Source organism: Allobosea sp. P4_C6 (assembly GCF_056402015.1).
Window position 1 is genome coordinate 37,364 of sequence record NZ_JBFUIF010000030.1, and the last position, 16,239, is coordinate 53,602.

The 16,239-nt window shown below is 64.6% G+C and carries 18 protein-coding genes; 6 read left to right on the forward strand and 12 right to left on the reverse strand.

What is annotated here, in order from left to right; genetic code table 11:
• Positions 1-278: 278 nt before the first annotated feature.
• The 6 genes from AC1DVA_RS19710 (at position 279) to AC1DVA_RS19735 (ending at position 6,368) form a co-directional block, all read left to right on the forward strand.
• The gene (locus tag AC1DVA_RS19710) at positions 279-1,379 is read left to right on the forward strand and encodes an ABC transporter ATP-binding protein (protein WP_476806970.1); all 1,101 of its coding nucleotides are present in this window, start codon (positions 279-281) and stop codon (positions 1,377-1,379) included.
• Between the two features lie 11 nt (positions 1,380-1,390).
• A complete protein-coding gene (locus AC1DVA_RS19715) occupies positions 1,391-2,470 on the forward strand; it encodes an ABC transporter ATP-binding protein (RefSeq protein ID WP_476806971.1) in 1,080 nt (359 codons plus the stop codon).
• Entirely contained in the window at positions 2,470-3,384 is a 915-nt protein-coding gene (locus AC1DVA_RS19720) for a carbohydrate ABC transporter permease (protein ID WP_476806972.1), read from the forward strand. The genes AC1DVA_RS19715 and AC1DVA_RS19720 overlap by 1 nt, the downstream gene beginning before the upstream one ends.
• On the forward strand, positions 3,381-4,256 hold the full coding sequence (locus tag AC1DVA_RS19725) for a carbohydrate ABC transporter permease (protein ID WP_265053743.1): 876 nt from the start codon (positions 3,381-3,383) through the stop codon (positions 4,254-4,256). The genes AC1DVA_RS19720 and AC1DVA_RS19725 overlap by 4 nt, the downstream gene beginning before the upstream one ends.
• On the forward strand, positions 4,256-4,537 hold the full coding sequence (locus tag AC1DVA_RS19730) for a DUF2160 domain-containing protein (protein WP_265053742.1): 282 nt from the start codon (positions 4,256-4,258) through the stop codon (positions 4,535-4,537). The genes AC1DVA_RS19725 and AC1DVA_RS19730 overlap by 1 nt, the downstream gene beginning before the upstream one ends.
• A gap of 103 nt (positions 4,538-4,640) precedes the next feature.
• Complete coding sequence (locus AC1DVA_RS19735) at positions 4,641-6,368, forward strand: ABC transporter substrate-binding protein (protein WP_476806973.1); 1,728 nt, start codon at positions 4,641-4,643, stop codon at positions 6,366-6,368.
• 218 nt (positions 6,369-6,586) lie between these two features.
• Here the strand turns inward: AC1DVA_RS19735 and dhaK are convergent, their stop codons facing one another.
• The 12 genes from dhaK to AC1DVA_RS19795 all read right to left on the reverse strand — a co-directional run.
• Positions 6,587-7,573 carry a dihydroxyacetone kinase subunit DhaK gene (gene dhaK / locus AC1DVA_RS19740; RefSeq protein WP_476806974.1) on the reverse strand — a complete coding sequence of 329 codons (987 nt, stop codon included), beginning with the start codon at positions 7,571-7,573 and terminating at the stop codon, positions 6,587-6,589.
• Positions 7,570-8,025: a hypothetical protein gene (locus AC1DVA_RS19745; protein ID WP_265053739.1), complete on the reverse strand. Its 456-nt coding sequence runs from the start codon at positions 8,023-8,025 to the stop codon at positions 7,570-7,572. The genes dhaK and AC1DVA_RS19745 overlap by 4 nt, the downstream gene beginning before the upstream one ends.
• On the reverse strand, positions 8,022-9,626 hold the full coding sequence (locus AC1DVA_RS19750; RefSeq protein ID WP_476806975.1) for a phosphoenolpyruvate--protein phosphotransferase: 1,605 nt from the start codon (positions 9,624-9,626) through the stop codon (positions 8,022-8,024). The genes AC1DVA_RS19745 and AC1DVA_RS19750 overlap by 4 nt, the downstream gene beginning before the upstream one ends.
• Positions 9,627-9,632: 6 nt before the next feature.
• On the reverse strand, positions 9,633-9,911 hold the full coding sequence (locus AC1DVA_RS19755) for an HPr family phosphocarrier protein (protein WP_265053737.1): 279 nt from the start codon (positions 9,909-9,911) through the stop codon (positions 9,633-9,635).
• A 38-nt stretch (positions 9,912-9,949) separates the two neighbouring features.
• Positions 9,950-10,348 carry a dihydroxyacetone kinase phosphoryl donor subunit DhaM gene (dhaM, locus tag AC1DVA_RS19760; protein WP_476806976.1) on the reverse strand — a complete coding sequence of 133 codons (399 nt, stop codon included), beginning with the start codon at positions 10,346-10,348 and terminating at the stop codon, positions 9,950-9,952.
• 4 nt (positions 10,349-10,352) lie between these two features.
• Positions 10,353-10,955 (reverse strand): dihydroxyacetone kinase subunit DhaL, encoded by a 603-nt coding sequence (gene dhaL / locus AC1DVA_RS19765; protein WP_476806977.1) that lies wholly within the window; start codon positions 10,953-10,955, stop codon positions 10,353-10,355.
• Positions 10,956-10,958: 3 nt separating this feature from the next.
• Positions 10,959-11,972 (reverse strand): ABC transporter ATP-binding protein, encoded by a 1,014-nt coding sequence (locus tag AC1DVA_RS19770; protein ID WP_476806978.1) that lies wholly within the window; start codon positions 11,970-11,972, stop codon positions 10,959-10,961.
• Entirely contained in the window at positions 11,965-13,086 is a 1,122-nt protein-coding gene (locus AC1DVA_RS19775; RefSeq protein ID WP_476806979.1) for an ABC transporter ATP-binding protein, read from the reverse strand. Before AC1DVA_RS19775 ends, AC1DVA_RS19770 begins: the two co-directional genes overlap by 8 nt.
• A gap of 3 nt (positions 13,087-13,089) precedes the next feature.
• Complete coding sequence (locus tag AC1DVA_RS19780; protein WP_476806980.1) at positions 13,090-13,314, reverse strand: hypothetical protein; 225 nt, start codon at positions 13,312-13,314, stop codon at positions 13,090-13,092.
• On the reverse strand, positions 13,311-14,279 hold the full coding sequence (locus AC1DVA_RS19785; RefSeq protein WP_113511717.1) for a carbohydrate ABC transporter permease: 969 nt from the start codon (positions 14,277-14,279) through the stop codon (positions 13,311-13,313). Before AC1DVA_RS19785 ends, AC1DVA_RS19780 begins: the two co-directional genes overlap by 4 nt.
• Positions 14,276-15,196 (reverse strand): carbohydrate ABC transporter permease, encoded by a 921-nt coding sequence (locus AC1DVA_RS19790; protein WP_476806982.1) that lies wholly within the window; start codon positions 15,194-15,196, stop codon positions 14,276-14,278. The genes AC1DVA_RS19785 and AC1DVA_RS19790 overlap by 4 nt, the downstream gene beginning before the upstream one ends.
• A 136-nt stretch (positions 15,197-15,332) precedes the next feature.
• Positions 15,333-16,239 (reverse strand): extracellular solute-binding protein (locus tag AC1DVA_RS19795; protein ID WP_476806981.1); only part of this gene is annotated, 907 nt, incomplete at its 5' end.

The window sequence follows — 16,239 nt, forward strand, 5'->3', positions numbered from 1 at the left end:
TGGCTTGCGCAACCGCCATCTGACTACTGCGCACCTGTGATACGAGGGCTCCTGACATGCTGGCTGGTGTTGAGAGAAAATCGAATCCGGGCCAGCGTTCGGCACCGGCTCCGTGCACCCGAGCTAGGCACCTCCCGGCAAATGGGGCAGCGGGTGGACCACGAGCGCTGGACGAATTCGGATATGGGCCGGTCGGACGAACCGCGGGAAATGCTCGACGCACCGATGAATGAGATCGTTCACACTCCGGTAACCCGGAGGGCTTGAAGGAGGCTGGAGTGGGTCTTGTTCTCGACAAGGTGCGTCGCGACGTCGGAGCGCTGACGCACATTCACGAGACGACGCTGCGGCTTCCACCGGGAACGATGACCGTGTTGCTCGGCGCGACGCTGGCGGGAAAGACCTCTCTGATGCGGCTGATGGCCGGCCTCGACAGGCCGACATCGGGGCGCATCCTGGTCGACGAGGGCGACCGAGAGAGGGATGTAACCGGCCTAGCCGTACGCGAGCGCTCGGTCGCGATGGTCTACCAGCAATTCATCAACTACCCCAACCTCAACGTCTTCGAGAACATCGCCTCGCCCCTCAGGGTCAAAGGGCTGCCCAAAGCGGAAATCGAGAGCAAGGTGCGAGCAATGGCGCGCCTGATGCAACTCGATCCATTCCTTGAGCGGATGCCGCTCAACCTCTCCGGCGGACAGCAGCAGCGTACCGCCATGGCTCGCGCGCTGATCAAGGGCGCCGATCTCGTCCTGCTCGACGAGCCATTGGCCAACCTTGATTACAAGTTGCGCGAGGAACTGCGCGAGGAACTTCCCAAGATCGTTCGCATGTCGAATGCGACAGTCGTCTATGCCACGACCGAACCGCAGGAAGCGCTGCTGCTGGGCGACCATACCGCCACGCTCTGGCAGGGCCGGGTGACGCAACATGGGCCGAGCGCGGCGGTCTATCGCCGGCCGCAGGATCTGATCACGGCGCGCATCTTCTCCGATCCGCCGCTCAACATTTTGCCTGTTACCAAAAATGGCGCGGAAATCGTCCTCCCCGACGGTGTGAGCGCTCCCGCGACTGGAGCGCTCACCGGGCTAGCCGACGGGGATTATCAGGTCGGATTTCGGGCCCATCATCTTCATTTACGAGTTCCCGCCGGGCCTAGCCTGCGCTTCGACGGCAGGGTGATCGTGGCTGAGATCGCCGGCTCCGAAAGTTTCGTCCATGTCGAATGCGCGGGTGCGCGCTGGGTGGCGCTTGCGCCGGGCGTGCACGATTTGGAGCCCGGCGCCACCATCTCAGTGCATGTCGACCCGACGACTGTCTTCGTCTTTGATTCCAACGGGCGGCTCGCTCACGCCCCAGCCTTCCTCTCGGCTGCTTGAGGAGACGCTCAATGGCGCGCATCGAGCTTTCCGATCTCGCGCATTCCTATAAGCGAGGCGCTTCGGCACCGGGCGATTTCGCTCTGAAGCCGATGACGCTGACCTGGCGCCAGGGAGGCGCCTACGCCTTGCTCGGCCCCTCCGGCTGCGGCAAGACGACGTTGCTCAACATCATCTCGGGTCTTGTCATCCCATCACATGGCCGCGTGCTGTTCGACGGTCGAGATGTCGCGCACCTACCGACGGAAGAGCGCAACATCGCCCAGGTGTTTCAATTCCCGGTCGTTTACGACACGATGACCGTCTACGAGAATCTCGCCTTCCCGCTGCGCAATCGCGGCATGGAGGCCAGAGCCGTCGATGGCCGTGTGCGCGAGATCGCGACGCTTCTGGAACTGACCGGCGAGCTCAACCACAAGGCGAGAGGACTCACGGCTGACGCCAAGCAGAAGATCTCGCTCGGTCGCGGCCTCGTCCGCCCTGATGTTGCAGCCATCCTCTTCGACGAGCCTTTGACCGTCATCGACCCGCAACTGAAGTGGGAGTTGCGTTCCAAGCTCAAGGCGCTTCACAGAGCGCTCGACGTCACCATGATCTATGTSACSCAYGACCAGACCGAGGCGCTGACCTTCGCCGACACCGTGGTCGTGATGCATGATGGAAGGGTCGTGCAGACCGGGCGGCCGGACGAATTGTTCGAGAAGCCGGCCCATACCTTCGTCGGCTATTTTATCGGCTCCCCGGGCATGAACGTGATTCCGGCCTCTGTCGCGGGCAACTGCGCCCATGTCGCGGGAGCGACGATCGAGTTGCCACGGAGCTACGACATTCCGTCCGGCAAACGGATCGAGATCGGGATCAGGCCCGAATTCGCAACACTCGCCCGCCCCGGCGAGGGGGTACCCGTCACGGTCGAGCGCATCGACGATCTCGGCCGCTCCCGGCTGGCGCGCCTGCGATTGCGCGAATACGCGGTTGCCGCCGGTGTGCCCGACGGGCTCAGCGACATCGGCGAGAGCGCGGGGCTCATCCTTCAGCCCGATCACATCCATGTCTATGCCGATGGCGAACGGCTGGAGGGCAGGGCGTGATGGACAAGCCCTATGACAACCGCGCCTGGTTCCTTGTTCTGCCGGTCCTCGCCATCGTTGCCTTCTCGGCGGTGATCCCGCTGATGACGGTGGTGAACTATTCGGTGCAGGATACGTTCGGCAACAACCAGTTCTTCTGGAACGGCACCGGCTGGTTCAAGGAACTGCTCGACCCGTCGAGCGACCTGGGCGGCCGCGTGCGCGACTCGTTTTGGCGCAACCTCCTGTTCTCCGCGATCATCCTGACGATCCAGGTGCCGCTGGGCATCACGGTCGCGCTCGCCATGCCGCGCGAGGGCTGGAAGGTGGCGGCGACGCTGGTGCTGATGGCGATGCCGCTGCTCGTGCCGTGGAACGTGGTCGGCACGATCTGGCAGGTGTTCGCGCGCGGCGATATCGGGCTGCTCGGCTACACAGTCAACCGGCTCGGCATCGACTACAACTATGTCGCCGATCCGCTTGCGGCTTGGATCACCATCATCGTGATGGACGTCTGGCACTGGACCTCGCTGGTGGCGCTGCTCTGCTATGCCGGCTTGAAATCCATCCCGGACGCCTTTTACCAGGCCGCACGTATCGACGGCGCCAGCCGCTGGGCGGTGTTCCGTTTCATCCAGCTGCCGAAGATGCGGCGCGTGCTGATCATAGCCGTTCTGCTGCGCTTCATGGATTCGTTCATGATCTATACCGAGCCCTTCGTCGTCACCGGCGGCGGACCAGGCAATTCGACGACCTTCCTCTCGATCGAGCTGGTGAAGCTCGCGCTCGGCCAGTTCGATCTCGGCAAGGCCGCGGCGATGTCGATCGTCTACAACCTGATCATCCTCGCCGTGTGCTGGGTCTTCTACACGGTGATGACCAATCTCGATGTCGAGCGTCGGCGCCCGCCGGCGGATGCTGAGGGCGGCCGATGACGACGGGCAGCCTCAGCTCGACCGCGGCACTTTCCGCAGCCGAAGCGGCACCGAAGGCGCGCTCCGCCCTTCGCTTCAACGGCAGCGCGCTGACGCTCGGCCTCTATCTGATTTTCCTGATCCTGCCGATTTACTGGCTCGTCGTGATGAGCCTGAAGACCAATGCCGAGATCAATTCCGGCATGACGCTCTGGCCGCGCGAGATCACATTCGAGAACTACCGGACGATCTTCACCGACCCGTCCTGGTACTCCGGCTACATCAACTCGCTGACCTATGTGGTCATGAATACGGTGATCTCGATCACGCTGGCGCTTCCAGCCGCCTATGCCTTCTCGCGCTACCGCTTCCTCGGCGACAAGCACCTGTTCTTCTGGCTCCTCTCGAACCGGATGGCGCCCCCCGCGATCTTCGCACTGCCCTTCTTCAACCTCTATTCGGCGATCGGGCTCTTCGACACGCCGCTCGCGGTGGCGCTGGCTCATTGCCTGTTCAATGTGCCGCTCGCGGTCTGGATCCTCGAAGGCTTCATGTCCGGCGTGCCGCGCGAAATCGACGAGACAGCCTATCTCGACGGCTATTCCTTCCCGCGCTTCTTCGTGAAGATCTTCACCCCGATCATCGCCAACGGCATCGGCGTCACCGCCTTCTTCTGTTTCATGTTCTCCTGGGTCGAGCTCTTGCTGGCGCGGACCCTGACGACGGTCAACGCCAAGCCGATCGCCGCCACGATGACGCGCACGGTCTCGGCCGCAGGCATGGACTGGGGACTGCTCGCGGCCGCCGGCGTGCTGACGTTGATCCCCGGTGCGCTCGTGATCTGGTTCGTCCGAAACTACATCGCCAAGGGCTTTGCCCTGGGGAGGGTCTGATGCCCGATCTGGCATGGATGGCGTGGACACCGCAGACCGGGCTGTTCTTTGCCGGTCTCTTCGGCCTGCTCGGCGTGATGACGGCGCTGGCGATCTGGCGGCCCGAACTCGAGCGCGTCGGCGTGCTCGGCATCCCGACGACACGCGGCGACCGACTCTTCCTGAGCCTGCTTGGATCGGCCTTCATCCACCTCGCCTGGCTCGGCCTCACCGCCGCCGATCTCTGGTGGGCGACCGGCCTTTCGTTTCTCTACGCCACCACGGTTTTTCGCTTCGTCTAACCCTAACCACGGAGGCTGCTCTCGCACGAACATTGCCTGCGCAAAGGGAGCCAACAAGGCTCGCAAGAACAATCAACTAGTGGAGGAAACGATGAGAAAGCAGATGCTAGCCGCTACCGCGCTCAGCTCCTTGCTCAGCGCCGTGCCCGCCCTCGCCGACATGGATGCGGCGCGACGCTGGGTCGACAGCGAATTCCAGCCTTCCACACTGGCCAAGGATGCGCAGCTCAAGGAAATGGAGTGGTTCGTCAATGCCGCGAAACCCTTCGCCGGCATGGAGGTCAATATCGTCTCAGAGACCATCACCACCCATGAATACGAAGCCCGTACGCTGGCCAGGGCCTTCAGCGAGATCACCGGCATCAAGCTGAAGCACGACCTGATCCAGGAAGGCGACGTGGTCGAGAAGCTGCAGACACAGATGCAGTCCGGCCGGAACGTCTATGACGGCTGGATCAACGACTCCGACCTGATCGGCACGCATTTTCGCTACAAGCAGACCACGAACCTGACGGACTGGATGGCGGGGCCGGGCAAGGACGTCACCAACCCGATGCTCGACGTCGACGACTTCATCGGTAAATCCTTCGGCACCGCACCGGACGGAAAGCTCTACCAGCTGCCGGACCAGCAATTCGCGAACCTTTACTGGTTCCGCTACGACTGGTTCACCCGCCCGGACTTCAAGGAGAAATTCAAGACCAAGTACGGCTACGAGCTCGGCGTACCCGTCAACTGGTCGGCCTATGAAGACATTGCCGAGTTCTTCTCGAACGATATCAAGGAGGTCGACGGCGTCCGGGTCTTTGGCCATATGGACTACGGCAAGAAGGACCCCTCGCTCGGCTGGCGCTTCACCGATGCCTGGCTCTCGATGGCCGGCAATGGCGACAAGGGCATCCCGAACGGCAAGCCGGTCGACGAATGGGGCATCCGCATGGAGGGCTGCCGCCCGGTCGGCTCCTCGGTGGATCGCGGCGGCGACACCAACGGCCCGGCTTCGGTCTATGCCGTCCAGAAATATGTCGACTGGCTCAACAAATACGCGCCGCCTCAGGCACGCGGCATGACCTTCTCGGAATCGGGGCCTGTACCGGCGCAGGGCACGATCGCGCAGCAGATCTTTTGGTACACCGCCTTCACGGCCGACATGGTCAAGCCCGGCCTGCCGGTGGTGAATGCCGACGGCACCCCGAAATGGCGCATGGCCCCCTCGCCCAAGGGCTCCTACTGGAAGGAAGGCATGAAGCTTGGCTACCAGGATGCCGGCTCATTGACCCTGCTTGAATCGACCCCGCTGGAGAAGCGCAAGGCGGCCTGGCTCTACCTCCAGTTCATCGTCTCCAAATCGGTCAGCCTGAAGAAGAGCCATGTCGGCCTGACCTTCATCCGCGAGAGCGACATCTGGGACAAGAGCTTCACAGAGCGGGCGCCGAAACTCGGCGGGCTGATCGAGTTCTACCGATCGCCGGCGCGCGTGCAGTGGACGCCGACCGGCAACAACGTTCCCGACTACCCGCGTCTCGCACAGCTCTGGTGGCAGAACATCGGCGATGCCTCCTCGGGTGCCAAGACCGCGCAGGCGGCGATGGATTCACTCGCGGCGGCGCAGGACTCGGTGTTGGAGCGGCTCGAACGCTCCGGCGTCCAGGGCGATTGCGGCCCGAAGCTGAACCCGAAGCAGACGGCGGATGCCTGGTTCGCCAAGTCCAAGGCGGACGGCAACATCGCGCCGCAGCCCAAGCTCGCCAATGAGAAGCCGAAGGGCGAGACGATCGACTACGACACGCTGATCAAGTCCTGGCCGGCGACTCCGCCCAAAAAGAACTGAGACAAACGCCCCGGGGGTGCGGGCGGACAGTGCGAGCCGCCCGCACCCCATTCGGCAGTCGCAAGGAATGGCGCACCTACCACGAGCAGGATCCCTTATTGGCTTTATCTCATGCGCAGCCCGAGGGATCGTTGCCCCCACACAGTGGTGAGCGCGGCATCGCCGGCTCAACGGCGAAGGCAAATTCCAGGCAAGATCCGCCCCAACGCTTGCGGTGCTTACCCCCAACGCAGCGCAGCCGTATGGACCGGCGAGTCCCAGAGTTGGATCATGCTGTCGTCCAGCGCCGTCACGGTTAGCGAACAACCAGCCATGTCCAGAGAGGTGACGTAAGACCCAACCAGGCCACGTGCGATGGCGAGACCGCGTCCCGCCAGGACGCGCCTTGCAGCATTGGCCATCAGATAGAGCTCCATGGCGGGCGTCCCGCCGAAGCCATTGACGAGCAGCAGGCAGGGCGCGCCGCTCTTCAGGGAAAGATCGCCGAGGATCGCCCCCATCATCTCGTCGGCGATAGCGTCCGCCGTTGCCAGCTTCACGCGCCGCCGGCCCGGTTCGCCGTGGATGCCGACGCCCATCTCTATCTCGTCCTCACCGAGGGTGAAGGTCGGCTTGCCGGCTGCAGGCACGGTGCAGGAAGTGAGGGCCACGCCCATCGAGCGGGTGCGCCGGTTGACCTCCTCGCCGAGGGACTTCAGCGTATCGAGCTCGCGGCCCTGCTCGGCGGCGGCGCCGACCATCTTCTCGACGATCAGCGTGCCTGCGACGCCACGCCTGCCGGTGGACCAGGTCGAGGCCGGGACCGCGACGTCGTCATCGGTGATGACGGTCGCGACTGGGCTCTCGGCCATCTCGGCCGCCATCTCGAAATTCATCACGTCGCCTTCATAGTTCTTGACGATGAAGAGCGAGCCCGCCGCCGTGCCGACGGCGTTCACCGCCGCCAGCATCTGGTCCGGCGTCGGCGAGGTGAAGACCTGCCCCGGACAGGCGGCATCGAGCATGCCGGTGCCGACGAAGCCGGCATGCAAGGGTTCATGGCCAGAGCCCCCACCCGAGATCAGCGCGACCTTGCCGGGCTTCAGCACCTTGCGTCGAACGAACTTTTCCTCTTCGCCGAGCATGAGGATATCGCCATGAATGGCGGCGAGTCCCTGGAGGCTCTCCGACAGAATGCTGTCGACCGCGTTGATCAGTTTCTTCATAGGCTCTCCCCCTGCGCATCGGCTTCTTCGTCGGCGGCGGCCGGGATCAGGGACACCAGGCCGCGCGCGACCCCCAGCACGATATGGTCGACCCGGGCATTCAGGTCGGCGCTGCCGAAATCCGGCAACTCGACCACCAGCCGGCGCATCGGCCGCCCGGCATCGACCACCTCCAGGCGCCCCGGATGCGCGGCGCGATAGGCGTTCAGGAAGGCCTGCCGCTCCCGCGGCGCGAAATGGCAGACATGGAAGATCGTCTCCAGATGCTGCACCGGCACTGGCGTGGCATAGGCGGGGCTGATGATCTGCGAAATGAAGCTGCGGTTCTTGCCGATGGCTTCCGCCAGCCGCTGCCGGGTGCCGGAGGGGCGGTTCTCGATGATCGCGCGCAGGATCGCCTTGTACGCGGCCAATGGCGAAGGGTCGGTCGGGAGGGTTTCGGGGCTGGTCATGCGTCCGTCACTGGCTGCGAGAGATCGACCGCCCGGATCGCTTCCTTCGCCATCGCCAACAGCCCGGGAGAGACCGACACGGCCCGGACGCCGGCCCGCAGCAATGCGGCGATGGCGCGCGGATCGCCTCCCGCATCGCCGCAGAGACTGACTTCTCGACCAAGGTCGGCGCCATGGCGCGCGACATGGGCTATCATGGCGAGCACGCCGGGATGCAGGACGTCGGCATAGGCCGCGACCTCCGATCCATCGCGCGCGGCGGCGGTCGCGTATTGCGTCAGATCGTTGGAGCCGATCGAGAAAAAGGCGGCGTCGAAGCTCGCGACCGCCATGGCGGCGGCCGGAACCTCGACCATGATGCCGAGCGCAGGCGCTGCATGCGGCAATCCTTCCGCCGCGAGTTCCGCCAGAACGCCGTCCAGCAGCACTCTCGTTTGTTCCAGTTCCTGCGCTGCGGTGACCATAGGCAGCATGACCTTGAGCGGGCCCAGGCTCGCCGCCCGGGCCAACGCCCGCAATTGGACGCGGAAGACGTCGGCATGGCGCAGGGACAGCCTGATGCCACGCAGGCCAAGAAAGGGATTGGTCTCGCCATCGATCGTGTAGCCGGCGATGGGCTTGTCTCCGCCGGCATCGAGCGTGCGGATCGTTACCGGCCGACCGCCAGCCCAGTGCAGCAACGCGGCATAGGCCTCGAACTGGCGCGCCTCATCCTGCAAGGCCTGCTCGACGAGGAATTCCGTGCGGGTCAGGCCGATGCCGTCGCAAGCCTCGGCCGGGAAGCCCGCGACATCGGCGCTCCCCGCGACATTGACCATCACGGCGATCGGGGTCCCGTCGCGGGTCAGCGCAGGCTCGCGCTTGCGGGTTTCCGCCTTGCTCCGCACGTGGCCGAGTTCGTCTGCCCGCCGTCGCGCCTCGTCGATGCTCGCGCGTGACGGGCCGGTCAGGACGAGGCCTGCCATGCCATCGACGACGACCGTCCCGGAGACCGCCTCCCAGTCGGAGCCGATGCCGACCACCATCGGCACGCCACGACCGCGCGCTAGCATGGCGACATGGCTGGTCGGGCTGCCGGCCCCGAGCACGATGCCGCCGCCTTGCGACCAATCGATGCCAAGGAAGGTGGAGGGCGGCAGATCCTGCGCCAGAATGACGGCGCCGGGCGGCGCATTCGTCAGTTCGGGCAAGCCGAAAAGCTGGCGAAGAACCCGGTCCCGGATATCAGACAAATCTGTGGCGCGGGCGCGGAAATAGGCGTCGTCGGACGCCTCATATCCCGCGATCTCCTCCGCCAGCGCCTGTCGCCAGGCCGCGTCGGCAGGCACGCCGCGCTCGATTGCTGCATAGGCGCCCTCGGTCAAGACGTCGTCTTCGAGCAGCGCCACCTGAAAGCCCACGATATCGGCAGCGTCGCCGTGAAGACCGGCCGCCAAGGCCGTGACGGCCTGGAGGGAAGCGGCAACGGCGTCCGCCAGAGCCTGTCGCTCACTTGCGACCGGACCCTTCACGCGCCGCATCTCGCCGACTGCGCGAAATGCCACCGCCGGACCGAAGGCGAGCCCGGTCGATGCGGCGAGGCCGGAAAGGCGGCGTTCCATCACGCCTCACTCCTCATCGAACTTGCGTGCGACGATATCGACGAGCGCAGCGAGCGCGGCGGAAGCATCTTCGCCGCTGGCCTTGAAATGCAGCACTTCGCCCTGGGCCGCCTTGACGCGCATGATCTTCACCGGGCTCTTGGCATCGGTCCACGGGCCGGCCGCGCTGGTCGCGACCTCTATACGGGAGCCGAAGCGCTTGGCGGTCTGGGTAAGCTTCACCGAGGGCCGGGCATGAAGCCCGATCTTGTTGGTGAGCAGGGCGCTGGCCGTCACCTCCTGCATCCTTGCATTCCTCTCGCTACCTTTTGCCGACATGTCATTCATGCCGACATGAGTTCCTCGGCGGTCGCCTGCACGACGGCCAGCGGCGAGCCGCCGGACGCTTCGGTGGCGGCCATCACGGCGCCTTCCACAATCGGTGCATTACAGATGACGATGCGCTCGCGCCGCTCCTCCGGCATCATTTCCACCGCCATCTCGCTATTGGTCTCGGCCCCGCCGAGATCGACCAGGATGGCGACGCCCGCTTCCGACCACGCCTTGTCGATCGCCGCCATGATGGCGGCGACATCGGTGCCTAGGCCGCCTTCGGCATTGCCCCCGGCCGCGGCAAGTGGGACATTGTCGCCGACCATCTGGCGAACCATGTCGACGGCGCCTTCGGCGACCTTGGCCGAGTGCGACACGATGACGATGCCGACATTCTTGCTGGCTTGCATGCTTTCAGGCTCCGATGGCGTGGCAGATTGCGGTGGCGAGCAGCGCCGATGAGCGTGCCCCGGGATCCATATGGCCGATCGAACGCTCTCCCAGAAACGAGGCGCGTCCGCGAATGGCCTTGAGCGGCACCGTTGCCTCAGCCGCGATCCTGGCGACCTCGGGAAGGCGCTTCGTGAGGTCGGCGCCGCCATGAGCGAGTGCGGCCTGGAGCGGCGCCAGCACGTCGAGCATGGTCTTCTGGCCGAGATCGGACTTGCCTCGCGCCTTCACGGCCTCGATCGCCGCGGCCAGTGCCTGCGCCATCTCCGTAATCGTCGGCTCCGGCGGCAGTTCCTTACCCAGCGTCATGAATAGCGTGCCGTAGAGCGGCCCTGAGGCGCCGCCGACTTTCATCACCAATGTCGTGCCGATTGCCTTCAGGGCGTCGGGCAAGGGCTTTGCCGTGATCGGATCCATGTCCGCCAGCACGGCCTCGAAACCGCGCTTCATGTTCAGGCCGTGGTCGCCGTCGCCAATGGCCTGGTCGAGGGCCGTCAATTCATCGGTATGGGTCACGATTGCCGCGGCCATGGCCTCGATCAGCTTCTTCTTCAACGCGCCGTCCATGGTTCACCTCACCCGCTGGCCGTCGGCGTCGAAGAACAGCGGCTTGAGCAGGCTCACGCTCACCTCGTCGCTGACATCCAGGCCTTCATCCGGATCGACCAGGCTGACGATCTGATGCTGGTTCACTGCGATATGCAGGTGGTTCTGATCGCCGAGCCGCTCGATCCAGTTGACCTTGCCCGTCACCGCGCCATTCCCCGCCTTGGCGATGGCGAGATGCTCGGTGCGCACGCCGATCGTCGTCGTGCTGGCCGGCGCCCCCAGACCGGGGAAGAGGGCGCGCGGCAGCAGGTTGATGCCGGGGCTGCCGAGGCGGGTGGCGACATAGATGTCGGTCGGGTCCTCATAGATGCTGCGCGGCGTTCCGATCTGCACGAGGCGGCCCTGGTTGATCACGCCGATGCGCGAGGCCAGCGTCATCGCTTCGGTCTGGTCATGTGTGACGTAGAGGACGGTCGCGCCCAGATCCTGCTGGATATGCTTCAGCTCGATGCGCAATTCCGCGCGCAGCTTGGCATCGAGCGAGGAGAGCGGCTCATCCATCAGATAGATCGACGGGCTGCGCACCAAGGCACGGCCGATCGCGACACGCTGCATCTGGCCGCCGGAGAGCTGCGTCGCGCGGTTCTGCAGCTTGTCCTCGATCTTGAGGAGCTTTGCGACATGGCCGACCGCGCGCCGGATCTCGTCCTCGGGCGTACGCCGTGTCGGCGACCGCAAGGGGAAGGCGAGATTGTCGAATACGCTCAGATGCGGATAGAGCGAGTATTGCTGGAACACGAAGGCGACGTCGCGCGCCGCCGGCGGCAGCGCCGTGACATCGACGCCGCCGATGAAGATGCGGCCGTCATCCGGGGTCTCCAGCCCGGCAATGAGGCGCAAGGCTGTCGTCTTGCCCGCGCCCGTCGGCCCCAGCAGCACGACGAACTCGCCATCGGCGATGGTGAGCGACAGATCGCTCGCGGCCTGCACCGAACCGAACCGCTTCGAGACCTGCGTCAGCGTGACCTCAGCCATGGGTGCGCCTCGTCGTGCTGGCCTCATGCAAGGCGGAGCGGATCGCCTTCCCCGTCGCCGCATCGAACAGCGATAGCCGCTCCGGCCTGAATGACAGACTGACGCGGTCGCCGGCGGCCACCGGCAGATGGGCAGGCAAGCGCGCCTTGAGCTTGCCGCGCGGGGTGGCGACCGTCACGATCTGGGTCGTGCCGAGATATTCGGCGCCAAAAATCTCGCCCGGAAGGGCGCTGCCCTGCCGGCCGGGATCGCCGATGACGATCTGCTCGGGCCGCACCCCAAGCGCCAGCGGTCCGGGTGCGTGGCTCTCGCGCAGTTCCGGCAGGGTCACGCAGGCGGCATCGATGCTGACCGAGGTCGAGCCCGCAATGGCCGTGCCGTCGAAACGGATGAAATTCATCGCGGGCGAACCGATGAAATCCCCGACGAACATCGAATTCGGGCGGTCATAGATCTCCTGCGGCGAGCCGAGTTGCTCGATCACGCCGTCATTCATCACCGCGATCTTGTCGGCCATCGACATCGCTTCGAGCTGGTCATGGGTGACATAGACCGTCGTCGCCTTCAGCCGATCGTGCAGCGCGCGCAGCTCGCCGCACATCAGATGGCGGAACTCGGCGTCAAGCGCGCCCAGCGGCTCGTCCATCATGAAGGCCTTCGGTTCGCGCACGATGGCGCGTCCGAGTGCGACCCGCTGCCGGTCGCCGCCGGAAAGACCGGAGATCGATTTGTCGAGCAGATGCTCGATGCGCAGCACGCGTGCCGCTTCCTCGACGCGCCGTCTCGTCTCGTCCCTGGGCACCCCCATCGAGACCAAGGGAAAGCTGATGTTCTTGCGCACGTTCATATGCGGGTAGAGCGCAAAGAGCTGGAACACCATGGCGATGTCGCGTTCGCGCGCCCGCTTGAAGGTGACGTCCTCACCATCGAGCTGGATACTGCCGGAGGATGGCAGCTCCAGCCCCGCAACCATCCGCAATGTCGTCGTCTTGCCGCAGCCGGAGGGGCCCAGCAGGCAGAAGAAATCGCCGTCCTCGACCGTGAAACTGGTATCGCGCACCGCCATGAAGGCGCCGAACCGTTTCACCAGATTATCGACCCGGATCTCGGCCATGGCTCACTCCGGGAATTTGGTGACGAAGGTGAACATGATGACGCCGATCAGCGTCGTGACGAAGGAATAGCCGTAGAGCGTCAGCGAGAAGGACTGCAGCAGCATCAGCACGCCGGCCGCGATCAGCACCGTCGCCAGCGTCTCCATCGGTCCGCGCCGCAGCGCCCTGGGCCAGCGCGATCGAGGCGCGCCGTCCGGTTGCCGGGAATGGCTGGCATGCCGGTTCATTTGCGCACCGCCCCGAAAGTGATACCGCGCAGGAGGTGCTTGCGCAGCAGCACGGTGAAAACCAGGATCGGGATCAGGAACAGCGTCGTTCCGGCCGCGACCGCCGGCCAATCTTGCCCGCCCTCGCCGATGATGATGGGGATGAAGGGCGGCGCGGTCTGCGCCGTGCCCGAGGTGAGCAGCACGGCGAAGGCATATTCGTTCCAGGCGAAGATAAGGCAGAAGATCGCGGTCGCGACGATTCCGGTCGTGGCCTGCGGCAGCACGACCTTGCGGAAGGCCTGCAGCCGCGTGTAGCCGTCGATCATCGCCGCCTCCTCGTATTCGCGTGGGATCTCGTCGATGAAGCCCTTGAGCAGCCAGACGGCCAGCGAGACGTTGACCGAGGTGTAGAGCAGGATCATGCCGAGCCGCGTGTCGGAGAGGCCGAGCTCGCGATACATCAGGAAGATCGGGATCGCGACGGCGATCGGCGGCATCATCCGTGTCGACAGGATGAAGAACAGCAGGTCGTCCTTCAGCGGCACCTTGAAGCGCGAGAAGGCATAGGCCGCGCAGGTGCCCAGCCCCACCGAGAGCAGCGTCGAGCCGAATGCGATGATCAGCGAATTGACGAAGCGCGGCACATAATTCGACGGGCCGACGACCACCATGCTGCGCGAGCGCGTGATCTCTTCGCAGGCGGAATTCGCAGGCGGGAGCGAGGCGAGATAATCCGCCGTCTGGCGCGATCGGGTGTTGAACAGGTTGCAATAGCCTTCGATCGAAGGCTCGAAATGCAGGAAGGGCACGACCTTGGGCGGGTAGGAGATCGAGTCCGGCGGCGTCTTGATGCTGGTCAGGCCGATCCAGAGCAGCGGCACGATGGCCACCAGCGCGTAGAGAACGACGATGGTACCGGCCAGCAGCTTGACGCGTCCGCTCGGCGCGACGACGGAGTGGGCCGTAGAGAGCGCGCCGCTCATCGTGCCTTCACCTTGTTCAGCGCCTTCACATAGATGTTCGCCAGCCCAAACACGGCGACGAACAGGATGATCGCGAAGGCGGAGGAATAGCCGGTGCGCCAGGCCTCGAAGGCGGCGCGCTTCAGCGTGATCGAGGCGAGTTCGGTCGTCGAGCCCGGCCCGCCCGAGGTCAGGAGGTTGACCATGTCGAACATCTTGAAGTTCTCGATGCCGCGGAAGAGCACGGCCAGCATGATGAAGGGCAGGCACATCGGCAGCGTGATCGAGATGAATTGCCGCCAGTTGCTGGCGCGGTCGACCTCGGCTGCCYCGTAGATGTAGTCCGGGATCGAGCGCAGGCCGGCCAGGCAGATCAGCATCACATAGGGCGTCCACATCCAGGTATCGACGATGATGATCGCCCAGGGGCTCAAGGTGACGTCGCCCAGCATCTGGAAGGAGGACGGCGCAAGCCCCGTGAAGAACGAGACGACGTAATTGAACAGGCCGATCTGCGGCTGGTAGAGGAAGGTCCAGAAATTGCCGACCACGGCCGGCGACAGCATCATCGGGATCAGGATCAGCGTGGTCCAGAAGCCATGGCCGCGGAATTTGCGGTCGATCAGGTAGGCCAGCGCAAAGCCGATGACAGTCTGCAGCAGGATGGTCCAGAATACGAAATGCGCGGTGGCCTGCATGCGCTGCCAGATCTCCGGATCCGACAGGATGGTCTGGTAGTGATCGAGCCCGACATTGCGCAGCGGTGCGTTGGGCCGGTTGGCGCGGTAGTTCGTGAAGGAGAGCTGGATCGTCCAGATCAGCGGGAACAGGTTGATCGCGAGCAGGAGGATCATCGTCGGCGCGATGAAGATCCAGGCGATGGCTTTGTCGCTAAGACCCCGGACCCGCTGGGCGATTGGGGGATAGGCTGCGCGCATCGCTGCCGCGCTCCTGATGCCGGTGACGTCGCTCGCATTCATGACTCAGCACCGTTCAAAGGCAAGGTCGGGGACTGGCTGCGCCACCTGCGATGAGGCGCAGCCCCGGTTCGGCTGGGGCGAAGGCCCGCTTGCGTCAGAACTTGCCGTCTTCCTTGAAGACCTTGGTCCAATCCTGGATCAGCAGGTCGAGCGCCTGTTTGGCGGTGCCCTTCTCCGCCACGACATAGTCGTGGATGCGCGCCTGCTCCGCCTGCATCAGCTGCGCGTAGGACGGCTCGGCCCAGAAATCGACGACCTGGCCCATGGCGACGAGGAAGTCGGCCGCGAAGGGCGCGGATTTGGCGAAACCGGGATCGTTCAGCACGCCCTTGTGGCAAGTATAGCCGCCGAGTTCCCACCACTTCTTCTGCACGTCGAGCGAGGCGAACCATTTGACGTAGGACAGCGCCTCGGCCTGGTTCGGCGAATAGGCGACGACCGAGAGGCCCTGTCCGCCGAGCTGCGAGCCCTTCTGCTTCTCGGGCGGATTGACGAAGAAGCCGATCCTGTCGCCGCCAACATTGGGATCCTTGTACAGGCCGGGAAAGAAGGCGAACCAGTTCATCTGCAGGGCCGCCTGTCCGGATTTGAAAGCGTCCAGGCCCTCTTGCATATAGGCGTTGGAGTAGCCCGGCGGGGTGCAGCACTTGTACAGGGACTTGTAGAACTCCAGGCCCTTCACGGCATCGTCGGAGTTGACGAAACCAGCCATGGCGTAGGGCTTCTTCGGGTCCTCATATTTGAAGCCGAAAGGATAGAGTGCGTTGGCGACGCCCATCGTGATGCCTTCCGAGCCACGCTCGGTGAAGATCGCCGCGCCATAGACCTTCTTGCCGTCGATATCGCGGCCCTGGAAGAACTCGGCGATCTGCTTCAGCTCGGTTTGCGACTTCGGCGCGGCGAGCTCGCGGTTGTACTTGGCCTTGAATTCGGCCTGCAGCTCAGGTCTGGAGAACCAGTCCTTGCGGTAGGTCCAGCCGAGCGCATCCCCCATGGCCGGC